The sequence below is a fragment of the Wolbachia endosymbiont (group B) of Longitarsus flavicornis genome (genome assembly GCF_964028135.1).
Classification (GTDB): Bacteria; Pseudomonadota; Alphaproteobacteria; order Rickettsiales; family Anaplasmataceae; genus Wolbachia.
The window spans coordinates 603,500-621,365 of the sequence record NZ_OZ034758.1; the positions used below are offsets into that span (position 1 = coordinate 603,500).

A 17,866-nucleotide genomic window follows, 5' to 3' on the forward strand; every position below is an offset into this window, starting at 1 on the left:
CCTCTCTGGAACCATACGACTAATTGTTGTTCATAAAAAACTCTAGTACTGACAAAAAATGTATTTATTCTAATCTTGCACGTTTGGTATCATTACTTATAGAAGTTTCATAAAGTCTTGTACCAGGCTCTACGAAATTATTTAAGGAACTTAAAGATTGAAAAGTACGTTTATTGGAATCATCAAACGCTACTATAAAGTTTAACAAGTTATCATTAGATAGATATTCAGTTATATTATATGTAGAATCATGATCCAGAATAATTTTCTTTTCTTTGGCATCTTGATCTGCCACATCTAATTTAGTATAAAATTGTATCTTACTTAACTTATTTAACAAATCTGCTCTTTCTAAAAAAGGTTTTACCTTATCTAATATGATATCATTATATATAGGATAGCGTATGGAATAATCAATTTTTGCTAGTCTTACAGATAATTGATTATTATATAGTACATGTATGTTGAAATTATTTGTAACAAATTCATATAGTGGAAGGCTATCTTTTATTTCATCTGTTTTCATTTGAAGAATTTCACAAACACAGTCATCTAGATAACTTGATAATTTACTGTAATTACTGCATCCTTTATAAGGAGATAAGTCAATAATTTTTCCGTAATCCTTATTGAAGTTCCTTACTAAAGTAAATTTAATCAACAATTTAGCGCATGCTAGATCACTTACAGCGTTATCTAAAGATGTGGAACAATTATCATAAAGCCGTCGTTCACGATTTCTTATATTAATATCAGCTCCATATTCTAATAGTTCTTTAACTACTTCCAGATTTTTACCACTTTTTTTTACAGCATGGTTCAGTGCAGTATTGCCTTTACGGTTTGTTGCATTTACATCAGCACCATGTTTCAGAAGTTCTCTAACTAATTCTAATTCCTTCCCCAGTGTTATAGCAGAATGTAGTGGAGTTTCACTATACATGTTTCTTGAATTGACTTCGGCACCACCTAACAAAAGCTCTTTAGTAATTTCTACACTACTAGTAGTATGAAGTAACGTATCTCTATTCCTTTCTACTCTAAGGTTAGCATTAGCACCTGCAGACAAAAGAGCTTTAACTTTTTCTAAGTTTCGTTCATAGACTGCTTTTTCTAATTCTTTGTTAATATTATTATTTAGCATATTTTTAAAATCCTCCTAAATTTCACTATTTTGTAACAAAATTTTTGTATATTTTCTAGATCTTGGCACCCTCATTAGAGTTTCATTTAAGAGAGCTATAACTTTAAACTCTTTACTCGATTTTCTACGCTGACATCTTGTAAACTCTGATCTGGACTTTTTAATATTTCTAATAATCTACTTGCAAGGTTTGAGTGTTTATTGATTACTGCAACCTGGACTAATGACTTGCCTTGATCATCACGAGCATTTGTTACAGCTACGCGCTCATCGGGTTTTATTGCTCTCAGCTTACTGATAATTTCAACATTACCATTTTTTGCATTCTCAAACAGCTCTTCTACTAATTTCAATAGGTTAGTAATATTTTGGTCTCGAGAAAGATCAAGTGGTATTTTACCTTCCTTATTCTTGATGTTATAAATTGCACCATGTTTCAACAAAGACTTTACAGCTTCAAAAAAGCTATTTTCAGTAGCAACATGCAACGATGCAGTGCCTTTAACTATTGTTTTAGCATTAATAAAATCACTCAATTTATTGTGGCTTACACGTTGTAACAAAGCTTCAATAATTTCTTTATGACCTTTGGAAGCAGCAGTGTGTAATGGTGTATTACCTTTGTTAGTAACTTTAGTAGCATCAGCTCCATTTGCTAGCAAGATATTTACAACTTTTATGTGCCCATTATTAACAGCATAATGTAATGGCGTTCTTCCATCCACGTTTTTCGAATCAATGATTGCTCCATCTCTAATGGAACTCTCAATTCCTAAATAATTATTATCTTCTATAGCCTTAAATAACTTCTCAACCAATTTTAGTAATTTTATGACTTCTGGGTTTCCTCTTCTTTCTGCAAAGTGTAATGGTAAAACATATCTACCTCCTTCAGCTCTAGCATTAAAGTATGCTCCGCTCATAAGCAGAGACCTAACTATATCTAAATTACCAATTTGTGCCCCTAAGTGTAAAGGTGTAGCATTTTTATCCATTTTTGCATTAACATTTGCTCCACTTATAATAAGGGTTTTGACTACCTTAGGATGACCATATTGAGCTGCAAGATGTAGGGCTGTGCCTTTATTTTGACTTTCTTTTACACTTACATCAGCGCCATGTTTCAATAGAACGGTTGCTATCTGATCATAACCTTTTTCTGCTGCAAAATGTAAAGGAGTCCAATTTGTGTGATCTAAAGCATTAATATCTGCTTCCTTTTCTAAGAGCAATTCAACCACCTCTAAATGATCATGGTCTACTGCAAAGTGTAGAGGTGTAGTACTTTTAACTGTTTTAGCATTAATGTCTACTCCTTTATCAAGCAAAGATTTAGCAACTTCTAAATTACCATCATATGCTGCACAATGTAGAGGAGTCCAACTTCTGTTATCTAGAGCATTAATATCTGCTCCATTTTCAATCAAGAAATTCATTATTTCCAAGTGATTATGTTCTGCTGCCAAATGTAGAGCTCTTCTACCATCATCCATCTTTGCATTTATATTTGCTCCTTTTGCAATTAAGCTCTCTACTATTTTTAAAGAAAAACCATTATATGCTGCATTATGTAAAGGAGTCCAATTCTGATCATCCACGGTGTTAATGTTTGCTCCATTTTTAATTAAAAAATCACTCACCTCGAAATGACTTTGCTGAATTGCTAGATGCAAAGGTGTAAAACCTTCGTTTTTTTTAGCATTAACATTGGCTTTTTTCTCTATTAGTAGCTTCACTACTTCTAAGTGACCATTCTGAGATCCTATATGTAAAGCTGTGGAATTATCGTGGTCCTTAGCATTAACATCAATTCCCCTTACGAGAAGAAGAGACTTAACTACTCCAAAGTGATTACGTTCTGCTGCTAAATGTAGAGGTGTAAGATTCTCATAATCCTTAGCATTAACATTAGATTTTGCTTTTAGTAAAATGTCTACTAACTCTAAAAAGCCATTTTGAGACGCTAAATGTAGAGGTGTAATCTTATCATCTGTTTTTGCATTAACGTTTGCTCCCGCTTCAAGCAGAACTTTAACTATATCTAACCTACCAGTTTGTGTTCCCAGATGTAAGGGTGTAATGTTTGCATCAACTTTATGATTACCTATGCCTGAAGATCCAGCGTTAATATTAGACCCTTGTGAAATAAGAGCTTTAACTACTTCGAGGTTACCATTTTGTACTGCAGAATGCAAAGGTCTTGCTCGATCATTATTTACAGCATTAACATCTAATCCCTTTTCAATAAAAACATTTACTATATCTAGATGACCATTTTCTGCTGCTAGGTGTAAAGGTGTATTAAGTTTATCTGTTTTAGTACTAAGATCTGCTCCATTTGCAATCAAGGTGTTGACTATATCTAAATATCCTTGCTGGGATGCAAAACTTAAAGGTGTAAAGCCTAGAATGGTCTTATGGTTTACATCTGCTCCATGAGCAATAAGAAAGTTAACCATCTCTAAGCGATTTTTTGCAATTGAAAAATACAGTGGCGTAAAGGCATCGTACTTAATCTCTGAGTTAATATCTAAACCCTCTCCTAATAAAGTGTTGACTAAATCCAACTGACCATTTCCTGCTGCTAAATGTAGCGGCGTAAGACTAAGATGTTTCTGAGTTTCATAGTTTTCATTTAAAAACTCTACAAAAAATTGCAGCTGATCCAGATTATTAGATATTCTATTAGTAAACATAAAGGCCTCGCATGAAGAATTTATGTAAAATATAGTATCTACAAGTTTTTAAGCAAGATAAATCTTCTTCTTAAAAAAGATACTGTAATCCAATCTGTATGCTTATAACTTTTTCATTTGATCATGAGTAGATCAGTTGTCTCAGCTGCAATAGAGACACCTGCCTTAAGTAGCTACGTCAATTTTCTCTGTTTTTGCCCCTTTTTTTTCTGATGAAGATGTCTTCATTCTTCTCAGTAGCCAACATTCTTTTTAAAGTATAATCGTTACGTGCACCAAAGCATTAATAATTATACACAATTGTGAAGAAATATTCAATCTTTTTATTGTTTTGAATGTGTTGATGAAAAAAACGTCTGTCAGAGATCATCTGAGAATTGCATTTTAGGCTTTAGATGTAGAAGGGGGTCTTATCGTCTTTTTATAAATACTCTAAAAATAGGCTTAAATCGCCAAGAGATGGATATCATGAATTTAGTAGCGTAAAAACATCAAAGATACCTCATATCATAAAGTTTAATGTCAACATTTGGTGCAACATTCCTGATTTACAAAGCAGAGTCAATAAAGGTTGCAAATAATCTACTTATGTTGGACGTTTCTGTTAATGCTATTTCTAAAATAACAGATTTATCTATTGAGGAACTTGAAAATCATGCTTCCAAAACTTAACCTGAATTAAAAGCAACATTAGTTTACTGATTTCTACACAATATATTAAAATACCAACAAAGGTGATTACATAATTAATTATCTGCATTACTGGATGAAATTCTTGTGCTTCTGTATTCAATATATAATATTAAAAAAATATTTTAGTAAATTTATTAAAGTAGATACTAGAAACTCGCTTATTTTGTTTTTCTAGCTCAGTTATAGTTTTCGATTTTGCTTGCAGAATTTGTCTATCACTTTCTGGTTATCCTCTATCATTTTACTTGCCTCTTGCTGAAGAAATTTGATATTTCTGAGTGTAATATTGTCCATCTCAGTCGATGCTACTTTCAATTGCGATTGTATTCTTATGTATTTATCATCTATTACTTGTTCTAGTTGATAATCAACGCAATCCAATCCAGAAGCGAACATCACATTCAGTAGTGGCTTGATCCACCCTATTTTGCCAAATTTCCTTGAGTTAGCATACTTTATACTTCTATCTGTTCCACCAGTGCCTATTGATAGCAGTATAATCTCATCATTTGGAAATAATCTCTTGCCACTTGCATATGCACAAGCTGCTGGATTATTAGCAAACACTCCGCCATCTATCAACACTCTCTCTGTTTGGCTAATTTTCAGACGTTTTGGTGTAAAGTACGTTGGAGCAGCTGTTGTAGCTCTGAGTGCATCTTTCAACTTAATGTTTTCTTCTTTCCAACTTTTAAAGAAAAATTCACAACTATTGTGAATGTCATAACTGGTGAGTAGTAGATTACTTGCAACATCGGCCATAGTACTTTCACCAAAGTATTTGTTGAGAATAAATTCCATATTTCTATACGAGTACTGAGAACCACTCAGCCAAGAAGCAATTGATTTTCTCCAAAATGATGATTGAAAGATATATGCTCCATACTCTTGATAAAGTTCAACCAAATCATTGGCAGAGTATTGAAGTTTATTGCTTTTACAAAGTCCAGCAACAATAATCCCACCGGTTGAGGTGCCTGCCATTAAATCAAAAATCTGGGAAATTGGCTTTTTTGTCCTAGATTCAATTTCTGCTAGAATAATGGCAGGAATTATTCCTCTGATTCCACCTCCATCAACAGATAAAATATACTTTGCCACTTTTTTATTTTTGTCTCTGCTCAAGTTCATTAACTTCCTCAGCAAGGTTTTTGACCCTTTCTTCAAGGCGATAGATGATTTCTGTAGTCCTTTGATTTTGCTCTATAAATTTATCATGCATATGCACTCTTAAGTCGAGCTTAGCTAGCCACCAGATCAATGCTATTGTTTGTATCACCATAGTAGCAATTACTGCTACAGGGATCTTTCCTGTGTTTGTCATCTTTTTTAAAGGAAAAGTTGTATATATACATATACAAGATTCATCAAAAATACGTCCAAAAAATCTTTTCTAAAATAAAGTTAATTAGTTGCACTAAACAAGCGATGTAAATAATATAATCAACATGAAATCTAGCCTTTTTTGGAAATTGTTAACAAGTTCAATAATACCGATAATATGCGTTATTGTTCTGTATCAGCACTTTAGTACAGACCAATTATCAAAAGATGTGCCAATAAAAAGTAAGGCAAGTGGCAATGATCTGGAAACATTATCTACTGCAGCTGAAAAATGTAATTTAGATACTGTAAGATCCTTAATAAAAAATGTAGTAGATATCAATGCTACTCATCATTTTGGTGCAACATCATTACACTATGCTACAAGCGGAGGCTGTTTAGAAGTCGTAAAATTTCTAATTGAAGAAGGCATTGATGTAAATACTACTGATGCTTTTAGCTGGACAGCTCTGCACTATGCTGTACGAAAAGGACATCTGGAAATTGCTAAATTTCTACTGAAAAATGGAGCAAATCCTTCTGCTAAAAACAAAGATAAAAAAACTCCTTTAGATCTTGCTGTAGAGGAATTAAACAATAATAAAGAAGATATCTATGAGGAAATTATCAATTTACTTTCCAACTATCAATTATTCCCGTAACAATAGTACGATAGCCAAGGTTATCAATTACATGCTCAGCCCTATTTATTATCCATTTACCATAAACTCCTTTGCGAAATCCAGAAAGATTAATCTTTGCTTCAGCAAATAATTCAGGATTTCCTGGCATTGTGACATTGAGTGTTGCTGCATTACTCATCAGCTGATTCAACTTCGCAGATGCTGCACTTTGTGCCAAATCACTACTTGCATAAATATCTCGCAAAATATAGCTTGGTTCTTGATCACCTACTTTTTCCGTTATTGTCTCTGCTTTTTCATAATCATACCAGTAAGCAATAACCGAGCCATATTGATTACGCTCATTAAATTTTACTTTCCAATTTGTAATATCTCTAGGTGTTAAAGTAATAGTGCTTAAAGTTTTTCCGGTAACTGATTTTGCTTTTCCTTTTGAAACAAACAGTAAATATCCTCCTGCAGGTTTTGCTATTGCTCCATAAATTTGAGCAAGCCTGGTTAAAAAATGCATATCGCTCTCTGCAGTTTGATCAATATGTGATATCATGATATTTACAAACTCTGCAGCAACTTTAGCTTGATAGCCATGTTTGTCTGCAATCTTTTTTACCAAATCATTTAAGGTGATTTGATGCCACTCATTAAACACTTGTTCCTTTAATGACTCTTTTAGATCCGCTGCATGACTTTTAATCTTTAGTGATTGTGGCGGGCCTTGTAGCGTAATTTCATTTACTATATAATCTCCCATTGGCACAATGCCAGTTTCCTTATACCCGAGTAAAATATTTAGCTTTGCCCCAGTTCTAGGAATCTCAAATAATGAATCACGGTCATCAAGATGAATTACAGCAGTATCACTTATTACTCCTGCTTCATCAGTAATATGCATTGATACCAATCGACTTTTCACCAATTCAGTGATGGAAATGCCCTCTACTGAAATACTAAAGTCTGGTGTCATTTTAATCCCATAGTTTTACTACTTGCTTTTGTGTCTCTTTTTGAATAACAGGAAGTTTAATGATTAATCCTGCAGGAAGACTTTTATACTCTGCAAGTCCAGGATTAGCTCTTAACACAATCTCAACTGCTTCTGAGCTGAATCCATAGTAGTTCCAGCAGATTAAATCTAACATATCATTTTCCTTAGTTTTGTAGTACATCATTGTCAGCTGCAGTAAAGTCAGTAGTGTTATTTTGTGATGATAAATTGCTATAATGTTTTAAACTTAAATGAAACTCAATCTTTCTTGGTTCACCATTTGGAAAAAAATATTTCTGCGTTTCTTCTATTTTCACAATAACAAAATGGCCTAAAATGTTACCTTGGCCATCAATAAGTAAAAGAGGTTTCGATGAATTTCGCATATTATTTATTTGCTTCAGCCCTCCTGAATAGATTACTCCTGCAAGCTCAACAATGTCCTCTCCAGGACCAATACTTTGAAGCAATGGCTTTTCCCCAATACGCTCAAGTGCAGGCCAGCGATATTCACTTCTGCGTGTAAAGCCTTGCTCAATTAATGAAAATCTATATGGACCAAGAGATACCGTCTTGTTAGTCAACATAAAAATTTCCTAAATTGCATCATAAAACCAAAAAAAATACTTCCAATTCACAATCTGTGTAGCAGTACACAGATTATAGTTAGTGTATATGTTGATAAGTAAATTTCTGCTGTTGTGTATATGTAAAATCAATTTACTTATCAACATACACACTAACCAGCAACATTAAATAAATTTGTGTAAGATACTATTTCACATAAGATGTGATGGAGCACTTTTTGACTTTAAACTTCAGCTAATCTTCTAGCCTTATAATTCTTGATATGATCTGGATCAAAAGCCTTCCTTGAACTTAAAACACCAAAAACTATATGGAGTAACTTGCGCATTGCAGCTCCTACAATGGCCATGTTATGCTTGCCTTTCTCTTTTAACCTCTTACAAAAAGTCATAATAATAGGATTATGCTTTTTAGATACTATAGCAGGAAAATACATTGCCTTACATAATGTTTGTGAACCTGATTTACTTAATCTGGGCTTGGCATATACAGATGAACCTGATGTTATATTCCGTGGTATAGTTCCAGCATATGATGCCAATTGCCTGGCATTTATAAAAACTTTTATATCAGAAATTTCAGCTAAAATAGCTACTGCTGATTCCTTTCCTATGCCTGGAACAGTTAATAGTAGCTGAAAATCTTCCAACAATTCTTTGTGTTGTTTTAATAGTTCATGTATGGAGTTTTTTATTGTTTCTATTGATTGCTCTATGTTCACTGAAAGATTTTCCCAAACATTTACAACTTTTTCAGGCAGTCTCTCTTTCTTTTCTAAATGATTATTTACTAATGTTAATTCATTTTTTAACGCAGCTGAACAACGATAAAGATGTTTTAATTTTTTCTTTTCAGAAGAAGGTGGTGTCCAACGTGTAGGTTCCTGTCTTTGACAATAATCTGCTATAATCTCTGCATCGCTCTGATCATTCTTTTGTCGCACAAGCTTACTCCTTGCATAAGATTTTATGCAATAAGGATTTACTACACTAACAAAATATCCAGCATTGTGTAGAAATTCAGCCAAAGCTTCACTATAACAACCTGTAGCTTCCATACAGATTGTTACTTGCTCCACATTATGTTTTTGTAAAAAATCAAGTAGACCTTGAAACCCAGAATCATCGTTTTTAAAATTCCTTTTCTTAGTTTCGCGTTTCCCTTTTTTACTTATGAAAGAAAGAAAAACATCAAAGCGATCTTTTGATATGTCTATACCTAAAAAGTTGTTGATCATTTATAACTCCATACGTTACCATTTAAAATGAAAAGTAAGGCTAACCTTGTGCATACAGAATTAGAACCATTTAGGTCTTTCTAAGATACCGTCCAACCTCTACTTTTGAGAAGGGAACTCTTTTCTCTTGGACAGATTTTATATCTAAGATAACATCCAGAGTTCTTCCCTTCTCCACCTAATGCTTAAGCTTAAAACATTAGATGCTTTTTTCAAGATACAAGATAACATAATTTAATTTATATCGTAAAGTGCGCCACTAAATTGCTCTCTAATTCGCTCCATTACTTCATCAGCAATGCTACGTGTATCTTGCCCAGGGGTTGAATGAATATTAATACTGAAGTGATTATTTTGAGTTTTATTCTCTACAGCTTTACTGTGTGCCGCAATGGGGTACTTAAGAGAATCACTTATAACGTTATTTACAGACTTAACTTCTAGTTTAGACTCATTTCTTTTATTCCACAGATTACTGATTGTTCTAAAGGGCTGAGTAATATTATTCCAAAATTTTCCTACCCAATCAGAAAAAGATTTCCATACAATTTTCACTGATTCCCAGATAGTAACAAAAAAGTTCTTTACCACTTGCCATTTGGTAATTATCAAAGTTGCAGCAACAGCAAGACCGCCAATAACGAGTCCCATAGGATTACTCACTAAAGCAATTGTCAATGCTTTAAATCCAACAATAATTGCTGGAAAAACTGCAGAAAGACCTATTTTTACTAAAGTAATAACAGATCCAAACATTTTCCAAGTAGACAAAAAAGCGAATAAGGAACCTTTTACAAAAGTCCAAGCATAGCCAAGAGATATAGCTGCTATTTTAATGCTAATCAACGCTGTAGTAGTACTCATGATTACTGTAGTCAATACTGGATATTCCTTGGCATAAAGTGCTACTTGTGTAGTTGCTGACCTCAGAAGATTAACAGTAAAATTTAAAGGTGGTAATAATACAGAACCAAGATTCATTCCTACTTCTGCTATTGAATTCTTAAGTAGCTGAAGATTATTTGCTGTAGTATTTGCTCTATTTTCAAACTCTCTTTGCATTGAGCCCTTATATTCCCCGTTTATTAATCGTAAAGATTTTTTGTACTCGTCAAGACTACCAATGAGTAGTGCTATATCGTCTTGATATTCAAGACCAAAGAGATCAAAAAGAACGCTAGAACGTTCTTGCTTACCTAGTTTTGCAATTGTTTCTAAAAACTTAACTAATGTGCCTTGTGCATTCTTGCCAATTGCTTTTTCAAATTCCTTAGCATTTATTTTTAGCTGCTGAAAAGCTTTTTGAAAATTGCCACCTTGCTTACTTGCTGTTTGCAACTTACTGAGCATCGCATTAATTGCTGTACCTGCTTTTTCGGGGGTCTTACCAAGACTAATGAAGCTACTTGCTAAAGCTCCCGCTTCTACTGCAGTTAAGCCAAATTGCCTTGCTGTACCACCGATTCTGTTTAATGCAGGAACAATGTCTTTAGCTTTTGCTGCAGTGTTATCAGAGATATGGTTTATTGCATCACCAATGCCTTTCATTTCACCAATTTCAATTTGATAAATATTAGAAAGTTTAGCAATAGCGTCTCCTGCTTCTTCTGCTGACATATCAAATGCAGTTGCCATTTTGGCCACAGTGTCTGTAAAAGTCGTAAGATCTTTAGCTTTAATACCAAGTTGACCACCACTTGCAGTAATTTGCGCAAGTTCTGCCGCAGATAGCGGAATTGTACGCGACATTTCCTTTAATGTTTCCCCAAGTTTTGTTAAGCCATTTACATCTGTATCTTCAAACTTTACAACTTTCTTTACATCAGCCATGGCACTCTCAAAACTAATTGCAGCCTTAAGTGGTGCTGCAAGGGTGAGGCCAAGTGCCACAGCATCCATCATTTGAGCTTTGAAATTTGCTCTTTGTGCTAAAACTCCTTTACGTTTTTGCATTACGGAATTTAAAGCTGTATAGTTATTTTTAAGCTTTTCAATAGAAGAGCCAAGTTTAACTTGATCTCCAATAAGAGATTTTATATCTCTACCACTTTTACTGAACTCCGTGCGTAAATGGTGGAGAGCACTTCTTTTTTGTAAATAAGCTGTTTTAGCTTTCAGTGCTGCAGTTTTAGACCTTGTAAACTCGTTTTGCAGGCTCTTACTTGGTGCTCCTGTATTTTTTATCTGCTGAGCAAGAGATTTTGTTTTTATTTCTAGTTCATTCCAAGAACGCCTAGCAAGCAGAGCATCGTGGCTTAATTGTTTAAACTTGAATACTGATTTACTTGATGATTCAAGTTGTTTTATCGTACTACCAATACGAGAAAGTTGCTTCGTGCTACCTGCTATCGTACTATTAAAACTGCTTTGCAGTGTTGCTCCAATTACTATAGAAATTGCCTTCATTTGTATAATTTTCCGCTACTTTCAAACCAAGTAATAAATTCTTCAATATCCATATCAAGCCACTGATTGATTCCACCACCAACCATTGAGCTAAGTGATAATATGCTCAACCTCAATTCTTCTGCTGAGACAAAAAACCTTGTAACGTTTCTTGAATCTTATTGTAGTCTGCTAAATCAAATTCTTCTACTGCTTCTCTTGAAATACTTGCAAGATTTGCAATCAGTGCTACTTCTTTCTCTGCATCGCTATTACCCATACGTTCAACAGCTAAACGATCTCGAACTTTTGGACGGCGTAGAGTTAGCTCTGAAACTAAAATTCCATCGATTTTTATTGGTTCAGTTAATTTAATTTTTTGCATTGTTTTACCCTTTTAGTTAAATTCCTAAAGCTGTGCGCATAGAAGTCATTTGATCAACACCATCGATCTTGCGAATCATATTCTCAGCGTCAATTTCAATCAATTCTCTGCCATCAATGGTAAGCTTATAATAGTTGGCAGCAATTATACATTTTAGTGTTGCTTTTTCAGCAGCCTTCCAGTTACCAAAATCAAGTTCCTTAAAGAGCCCTCTTAAGTTAATTACTACTGATTCGGCATCACTACTTCCCTGCAAACCTCCTCTTAAAGTAAGAGAAACAGCATTATTGTTTATCAATCCGAAAAGTCTAAAGAGCTCAGAGTCATATTCAGAAAAAGTGAAATCTGCTTCTAACTTTTCCATACCCATGTCAATATTTATTGGAATATCCATACCACCAGCTCTATATTCTTATATGTTAAAAACAAGTTCATAAATATTACAAAGTGGTAATACTAAGAACATGCAGAGAAGAGGAACCGTCGGTATTCTTGGTCATAAGGACCGCACTGAAGCAAGGTTCTCTTTTCTGTTTATATACTGAATAGTTCCGAACAACTGATTGAGCGTTGAGGCTCGTATATAAGGGTGGAAAATGCAGTACTACATATTATTCTATGGAGGAATTATGAATTCATCAAATATTACTTCTGGCATTGATGTTAGCAAAAACAAACTAGATATCCACATTCATCCACTTGGACATCATAAAGTATTTGAAAATAACATTCAAGCTATTGATCAAATACTCGACTTTTTGCGGTTACATAACGTAATCAAAGTTGGACTTGAAGCAACTGGTGGGTACGAAAAATTATGTGCTTATACTTTACTAAGCCATGGTTTCGAAGTATACGTCATTCAACCTAGATGGGTTAGAGATTATGCAAAAAGCCTTGGCATTGCCACTAAAACTGACAAGATAGACTGTAGCATCATCTCACGTTACATTAGTAATACAGATATGCGTGTTACTCCTTTAAAAGTTAGTAATAGTAATGTTGACTGTTTGAGGCAAAAATTATCTCGCAGAAATCAACTAGTAGAAATAGCAAAAATACAAAAAATCCAAGCTCATCAGGTAACTGATATATCCATAATCAAACAAATGGAAGAGCTACTTGTTGTTTTGCAAAATCAAATCCAATCTTTAGAAGATCAGATGATAGAATTGGTTGATCAAAGTCAAGAGCTTAAAAAAAAATACATATCAATAACTAGTATTCCAGGTGCAGGTCCAATCTTAGCTATCACTATGATTTGTTATCTACCAGAACTAGGAACTATCAAACATAAAGAAATATCTAGCCTTTCCGGAGTAGCACCTTTTAATCGAGATAGTGGTTTTAGTAAAGGGAAAAGGTGTATTCAGGGTGGTAGAGCACAAATTAGAAAAGTTTTACATATGTGCATCCTTACTGCTCGTGAGTGGAATTCTTACATAAAAACTTTTTTTGATAGGTTGTACGATCAATATAAAAAACCATATAAAGTTGCTTCCACTGCTGCAATGAGAAAATTGCTTATTCTTGCTAACTCTTTAGTAAGAGATGGCAGGATTTTTACTAAGGAATACAGCCCTAAATCTGCTTAATTAGCAAATTAGTGTGGTTGTGGATAAGTGCGCTTACACAGATTTAAAGCACTTATACACATCCACGCTTATTGAAAGAATTTAAGCTAAGAATTACAACTTAAATGCCTAAAATTGTTTGCAGTAAGGCCATTTGGTCAACACCGTTAATTCTCCGAATCATGTTTTTAGCATCAATTTCAATGAGTTCCTTACCAGATATGGTGAGCTTATAATAATGAGCGGCTACTGTACATTTGAGAGTTCCTTTCTCAGCAGGCTTCCAGCTACCAAAGTCAAACTCTTTAAAAATGCCTCTTAAATTGATTATTACTGCTTCAATATCATTGCTACTACTACCTTGCATTCCACCACGAAGAGTCAAAGCTACTGAATTTCCATCTATTAAACCAAAGAGTCTAAAGAGCTCAGAGTCATACTCAGCAAAAATAAAGTCTGCTTCCAGTTTTTCCATTCCCATGTCTATACTTATTGGAATATCCATACCACCAGCTATATATTCCTCTGTTTTAATGGTGAGTTTTGGCAGAGTGATCTCATCGATGCGGCCAGCATAACCACGACCATCAACTAACACATTAAAATTCTTTAAGATTTTTGGCAACATCTTTTTATGTCTTTAAAAAGTATTTTCAGTATTTTCATTTTTTCTATTGACTTTTAACACAACTGCTTCTGTTTTTATGGTAAGTTTTGGCAAGGTTACTTCATCTATTTTTCCTGCATAGCCACGACCATCAACAAATACGTTAAAATTCTTTAGGATCTTTGGTAACATCTCTCTTTCTCCTTTTACAATATTGCGCCACTCACAAGGTGTGACCTGAAAGTAATCTGTTCAGCTGGATATGGTGGCGTGAACTCAAAATCAAAAGACACTTTTCCGCTTGCAATATTTGTTGGTGTATTGAGCTCTGGAGTTGCATAACATTTTCCGCTAATAATCGCCCCTTGCGCTTTTAAATTTGCAAGATAAGAATTTACCCCCTCAATCACATCATCTATATAAGTTTTGGTAATATTGCGATCAACTGCCCATAAATGAGCTCGAAGTAGACTATCGTTGATTAAATCTGCAGTCCTTCTCACTGACAAAAAAGCCCATTTTGAGTCATTTGAACATGTTCTATTTCCCCAAAGCCTATAGCCATTTTGATGAATTATCGTTGTTACTTCATTTTCATTCAAGTGGTTTGCTCTACAATTTATATTACCGAGCGTAAAATCAATAGGCCTGCTTGTTCCAACAATACCATTTATCTCTTTATTTGAAGGTGAGTGCCAGAAGCCTTGCTCGCTATCTATCTTAGCTATTAAACCAGCTACAAATGAACTTGGAGGGAGAATTTCTTCTTTTCCTTCAATAAAAACCTTAACCCACGGATCAACAACATAAACTCTTGAGCTGCCTACACTTTTTCTCCATTTTATTGCTTCTTCATCATTGGTATTTGGTCCATCTGCTACTATTATTGCTCTTAGCTTTTCTGCTATAGGAATTAAAGCGCTAACCACTGGATTTCCAGCATCTCCAGATAATTGATGAGTAAACTGAGGTGCAATTAGTATTCTTGGCGCAACATGAACTATGCTTTCACTGCTTAAGAACGCTTGAATTCCCTGATATTCTCCAGTTTCTTCGTTAACTCCACCAATGACATTGCTGAGCGTCTCTTCTACTTTCTCCTCAACTCGAATAACTACTACTGTTGCACCAATTTGGGAAAAAATTGCATTAATAGCTGAAGGCAAAGTCCCAGATTGACCAAGTTTTGCTGCTTCTTTTAAGCTTCCTGCTATTAATATTGGTTTATTTAGTGGAAACTTTTGCCCGTCAGCATCAGGTGCAGTACCAATTACTCCAATTACCGATGATTTAGCTGTTCGTACTGTCCTCGCTCCTGAGGTAACCTCGATAACATTTACTCCATGTAGAAACTGTTCTGTCATTTCTTTTTCCCCTTTTCAACTTTCTTGCATTTTTTGTTTACAATCATCTAGCAAAGTTTGCAGCTCTTCCTTACTTTTAGCTTCACCGATTTCCCTTTCAGCTATATCCACCAATTCTTCGCACTTGATTATTGCTTTTTTCGCTCTTTTTGCTTTTTCCTGAATTATTCTTGCCATTTCTACTACTGAAATTCCTCGGACTTTTGCTAATGGCTCTATAATTTCTGCATCTTTTTTGTCTATAGATTCTGGTGCTGCTAAAATGTTCTCTGCGGCTTTTGCTTGTATTTCGTACGACTTAGACTTCTGATGAGAATATCCTGCGTATTGGTGAGTATAGTTATCATAATAAGCACGAAGATTAGAAAGTGCAGAAAACTTCGCATTTTGTAGTAACTCCAATTCAATATCTTCTTGATTCCGCTGAGCAATTTTGCCTCCTTCTGTTAAACAATAGCTTTTTTGCCAATCAAAATCTTCTGGTGCTTCATACCAATCATTTTCAGTTGGCTTGCTTTCAAGTGTTGTTGTTTCTACTTGTTTATCATTTTCAAATCTAATGTAGATAGACATTGTTTGTTACCTCCAAATCTCATACGTGTTAGATAATCCTGGACATTGCCAAGCCCTTAGCGTTCTCTCTACATCTATCTCAAGCCCTGTAGTTAGAACATTGCTACGTATGTTATAAATCCCCCACTGAATAAATTGACCATAGTTGTGTACATAATTTGATGCAAGCATACCTTGACTAACTTGTGTTCTGGAATACAGGTAAGATGATGTGTAAAGTAATATTGCAACTGTTTTTCCTGCTGGAATCTCTACATTACCAGATCCAGCTAATTTGCTATCAGAACTCGTGTATTGGTAAACATTTTTCCATATTATTCTTGAAATACTTGATTTATTAGAATTAGTATTATCTGGTGTTCCCACAAATAATCCTGCACCTCCATACTCCGTACTCGAATACGATGATCCAACAAATTCCATTGTCTTATTTATGTTCACATTGGTTGTATTTTTTACAAATACTACTCCAAGTGCAGCATACGGGTAATAGTATATCTCATCATAACTACCCGAAAAACTTTTTGTGCATAACTCTCCGTAAATAAATGTTCCTTTACTTCCCTCTATAAAACTTAGTTGTCTTGGCCGATAAAAACTAACGTAATCTGTATTGTACGTATGGCTACCTGCTAGTAGTTGTAACATATAGTCAGTTTTTGTTATATCACTACTCCACTTTCCAAGCTCTGTCGTAAAAGTTCCGTGGCCAAAATAATTATTTTTTCTGCCAAGTACACCAAATAAGAAAGGTAATGACCCTGGTTCAACCATGTTGCGCTTTCTTATTTCATTTATAAGAGACACTTTTAACTGTTCATCCCGAGTTTTTACCTCATTTATCAGGGATGTTTTTAATTGGTTATCACGAGTTTCTATTTCCCTAATAATTGATGAGCCAGATGGTACATTATTAACAGCACGAAAATCTTCTACTAAACCTTTAAGACCATCTTTATGACTGTTACTAATGCTATTTATTGCTGCAATATTGGCATTCTTTCTCGTATCAAGTAGCGATATATGCGAATCTGATGATGCTTTTAAAGTATTTAAGGAATTATCCCTAAGCTTGTTAATTTCATTGACAGAATCTGTTTTCGCTTCAGTTATTGCAGATATTGAATTTTCCTTATTGCTATTTATGTCACTTAAGTGCGTCCTTGCAGCGCTCAAGAGTTCTTTTAACTTACCATCTGTCATCTGTACAATTTCAGAAACCGCACTTTTGTCGATTATTGATTCCAGTGCTTTAGCAAGATATGCTAGTTGATCTGGTGTACTACTTCCTGCTAAATCTTTAAGCCTTCTCTGTAGTGCATCAATTATCTCTTTTACTTCAGTTATTTGTACAATGTCAGCAATAGCTTTTTTATCTGCTATCAATTCCAGCGATTTTGCAAGATATGCCAGTTGATCAGCCGTGCTATTTGCTGCTAAATCCTTTATCCTTTGCTGTAATGCTTCTATTGCTTCTTTCATTCCCAAAAATTCAAAAAAGTTTCAAATCTAAATCGTTCAAAATTATTTTTAAGTTCATCTTCTCTTTCACTCATATCTTCATCTATCTTTTCTATGGCTCTGCGAATACGTACTACATCTTCTACAGCTATGTTCTCTGGATGCGGCAAAGGATATCCTCGTTTGGTTTGATCAAAAGTCATTTAA

The 17,866-nt window shown here is 34.3% G+C and carries 19 protein-coding genes and 1 pseudogene; 3 read left to right on the top strand and 17 right to left on the bottom strand.

The window, feature by feature from the left end:
- Positions 1-64: 64 nt before the first annotated feature.
- Together ABWU45_RS02850 and ABWU45_RS02855 are read right to left on the bottom strand one after the other, a co-directional pair.
- Positions 65-1,144 (bottom strand): ankyrin repeat domain-containing protein, encoded by a 1,080-nt coding sequence (locus ABWU45_RS02850; RefSeq protein ID WP_353278941.1) that lies wholly within the window; start codon positions 1,142-1,144, stop codon positions 65-67.
- A gap of 95 nt (positions 1,145-1,239) precedes the next feature.
- Positions 1,240-3,840 carry an ankyrin repeat domain-containing protein gene (locus tag ABWU45_RS02855; protein ID WP_353273559.1) on the bottom strand — a complete coding sequence of 867 codons (2,601 nt, stop codon included), beginning with the start codon at positions 3,838-3,840 and terminating at the stop codon, positions 1,240-1,242.
- A 519-nt stretch (positions 3,841-4,359) separates the two neighbouring features.
- Between ABWU45_RS02855 and ABWU45_RS02860 the strand changes: the two genes are divergently transcribed.
- On the top strand, positions 4,360-4,512 hold the full coding sequence (locus ABWU45_RS02860; protein WP_174516912.1) for a hypothetical protein: 153 nt from the start codon (positions 4,360-4,362) through the stop codon (positions 4,510-4,512).
- Between the two features lie 201 nt (positions 4,513-4,713).
- Here the strand turns inward: ABWU45_RS02860 and ABWU45_RS02865 are convergent, their stop codons facing one another.
- Together ABWU45_RS02865 and ABWU45_RS02870 are read right to left on the bottom strand one after the other, a co-directional pair.
- A complete protein-coding gene (locus ABWU45_RS02865; RefSeq protein ID WP_191110951.1) occupies positions 4,714-5,634 on the bottom strand; it encodes a patatin-like phospholipase family protein in 921 nt (306 codons plus the stop codon).
- A gap of 4 nt (positions 5,635-5,638) precedes the next feature.
- Positions 5,639-5,857 carry a hypothetical protein gene (locus ABWU45_RS02870; protein ID WP_012673232.1) on the bottom strand — a complete coding sequence of 73 codons (219 nt, stop codon included), beginning with the start codon at positions 5,855-5,857 and terminating at the stop codon, positions 5,639-5,641.
- A gap of 124 nt (positions 5,858-5,981) precedes the next feature.
- Here ABWU45_RS02870 and ABWU45_RS02875 point away from each other — a divergent pair, with 124 nt between their 5' ends.
- Positions 5,982-6,518, top strand: coding sequence for an ankyrin repeat domain-containing protein (locus ABWU45_RS02875; RefSeq protein WP_208571646.1), 537 nt, complete (start codon positions 5,982-5,984; stop codon positions 6,516-6,518).
- On the opposite strand, the gene ABWU45_RS02880 is transcribed toward ABWU45_RS02875, so the two are convergent.
- From ABWU45_RS02880 to ABWU45_RS02910, 7 genes and pseudogenes are all read right to left on the bottom strand, one after another.
- Positions 6,484-7,464 carry a phage late control D family protein gene (locus ABWU45_RS02880; RefSeq protein ID WP_208571645.1) on the bottom strand — a complete coding sequence of 327 codons (981 nt, stop codon included), beginning with the start codon at positions 7,462-7,464 and terminating at the stop codon, positions 6,484-6,486. The genes ABWU45_RS02875 and ABWU45_RS02880 overlap by 35 nt on opposite strands.
- Before the next feature lies 1 nt (position 7,465).
- The gene (locus tag ABWU45_RS02885) at positions 7,466-7,639 is read right to left on the bottom strand and encodes a tail protein X (protein ID WP_244226844.1); all 174 of its coding nucleotides are present in this window, start codon (positions 7,637-7,639) and stop codon (positions 7,466-7,468) included.
- Positions 7,640-7,649: 10 nt separating this feature from the next.
- Positions 7,650-8,072 carry a phage tail protein gene (locus tag ABWU45_RS02890; RefSeq protein ID WP_353278942.1) on the bottom strand — a complete coding sequence of 141 codons (423 nt, stop codon included), beginning with the start codon at positions 8,070-8,072 and terminating at the stop codon, positions 7,650-7,652.
- A 224-nt stretch (positions 8,073-8,296) separates the two neighbouring features.
- Positions 8,297-9,310 (bottom strand): IS110 family transposase, encoded by a 1,014-nt coding sequence (locus tag ABWU45_RS02895; RefSeq protein WP_353277936.1) that lies wholly within the window; start codon positions 9,308-9,310, stop codon positions 8,297-8,299.
- 234 nt (positions 9,311-9,544) lie between these two features.
- Positions 9,545-11,716, bottom strand: a complete 2,172-nt coding sequence (locus ABWU45_RS02900; protein WP_353278943.1) for a phage tail tape measure protein — start codon at positions 11,714-11,716, stop codon at positions 9,545-9,547.
- A gap of 112 nt (positions 11,717-11,828) precedes the next feature.
- Positions 11,829-12,080 (bottom strand): phage tail assembly protein, encoded by a 252-nt coding sequence (locus ABWU45_RS02905; protein WP_015588509.1) that lies wholly within the window; start codon positions 12,078-12,080, stop codon positions 11,829-11,831.
- Positions 12,081-12,096: 16 nt separating this feature from the next.
- A pseudogene (locus ABWU45_RS02910) lies at positions 12,097-12,492 on the bottom strand (phage major tail tube protein); the annotation flags it as partial.
- 184 nt (positions 12,493-12,676) lie between these two features.
- Between ABWU45_RS02910 and ABWU45_RS02915 the strand changes: the two are divergent.
- Complete coding sequence (locus tag ABWU45_RS02915; RefSeq protein ID WP_353278179.1) at positions 12,677-13,675, top strand: IS110 family transposase; 999 nt, start codon at positions 12,677-12,679, stop codon at positions 13,673-13,675.
- 100 nt (positions 13,676-13,775) lie between these two features.
- Here ABWU45_RS02915 and ABWU45_RS02920 read toward each other — a convergent pair whose 3' ends face one another.
- The 6 genes from ABWU45_RS02920 to ABWU45_RS02945 are packed head-to-tail and all read right to left on the bottom strand — an operon-like array spanning position 13,776 to position 17,862.
- Positions 13,776-14,282, bottom strand: coding sequence for a phage major tail tube protein (locus tag ABWU45_RS02920; protein ID WP_353278177.1), 507 nt, complete (start codon positions 14,280-14,282; stop codon positions 13,776-13,778).
- 12 nt (positions 14,283-14,294) lie between these two features.
- A complete protein-coding gene (locus ABWU45_RS02925) occupies positions 14,295-14,453 on the bottom strand; it encodes a phage major tail tube protein (RefSeq protein ID WP_410541951.1) in 159 nt (52 codons plus the stop codon).
- Positions 14,454-14,467: 14 nt separating this feature from the next.
- On the bottom strand, positions 14,468-15,625 hold the full coding sequence (locus ABWU45_RS02930) for a phage tail sheath subtilisin-like domain-containing protein (RefSeq protein ID WP_208571641.1): 1,158 nt from the start codon (positions 15,623-15,625) through the stop codon (positions 14,468-14,470).
- 15 nt (positions 15,626-15,640) lie between these two features.
- Entirely contained in the window at positions 15,641-16,198 is a 558-nt protein-coding gene (locus tag ABWU45_RS02935) for a hypothetical protein (RefSeq protein ID WP_353278946.1), read from the bottom strand.
- Positions 16,199-16,204: 6 nt separating this feature from the next.
- The gene (locus tag ABWU45_RS02940) at positions 16,205-17,680 is read right to left on the bottom strand and encodes a hypothetical protein (protein ID WP_353278948.1); all 1,476 of its coding nucleotides are present in this window, start codon (positions 17,678-17,680) and stop codon (positions 16,205-16,207) included.
- The gene (locus ABWU45_RS02945; RefSeq protein WP_174517025.1) at positions 17,677-17,862 is read right to left on the bottom strand and encodes a hypothetical protein; all 186 of its coding nucleotides are present in this window, start codon (positions 17,860-17,862) and stop codon (positions 17,677-17,679) included. Before ABWU45_RS02945 ends, ABWU45_RS02940 begins: the two co-directional genes overlap by 4 nt.
- Positions 17,863-17,866: the final 4 nt, after the last annotated feature.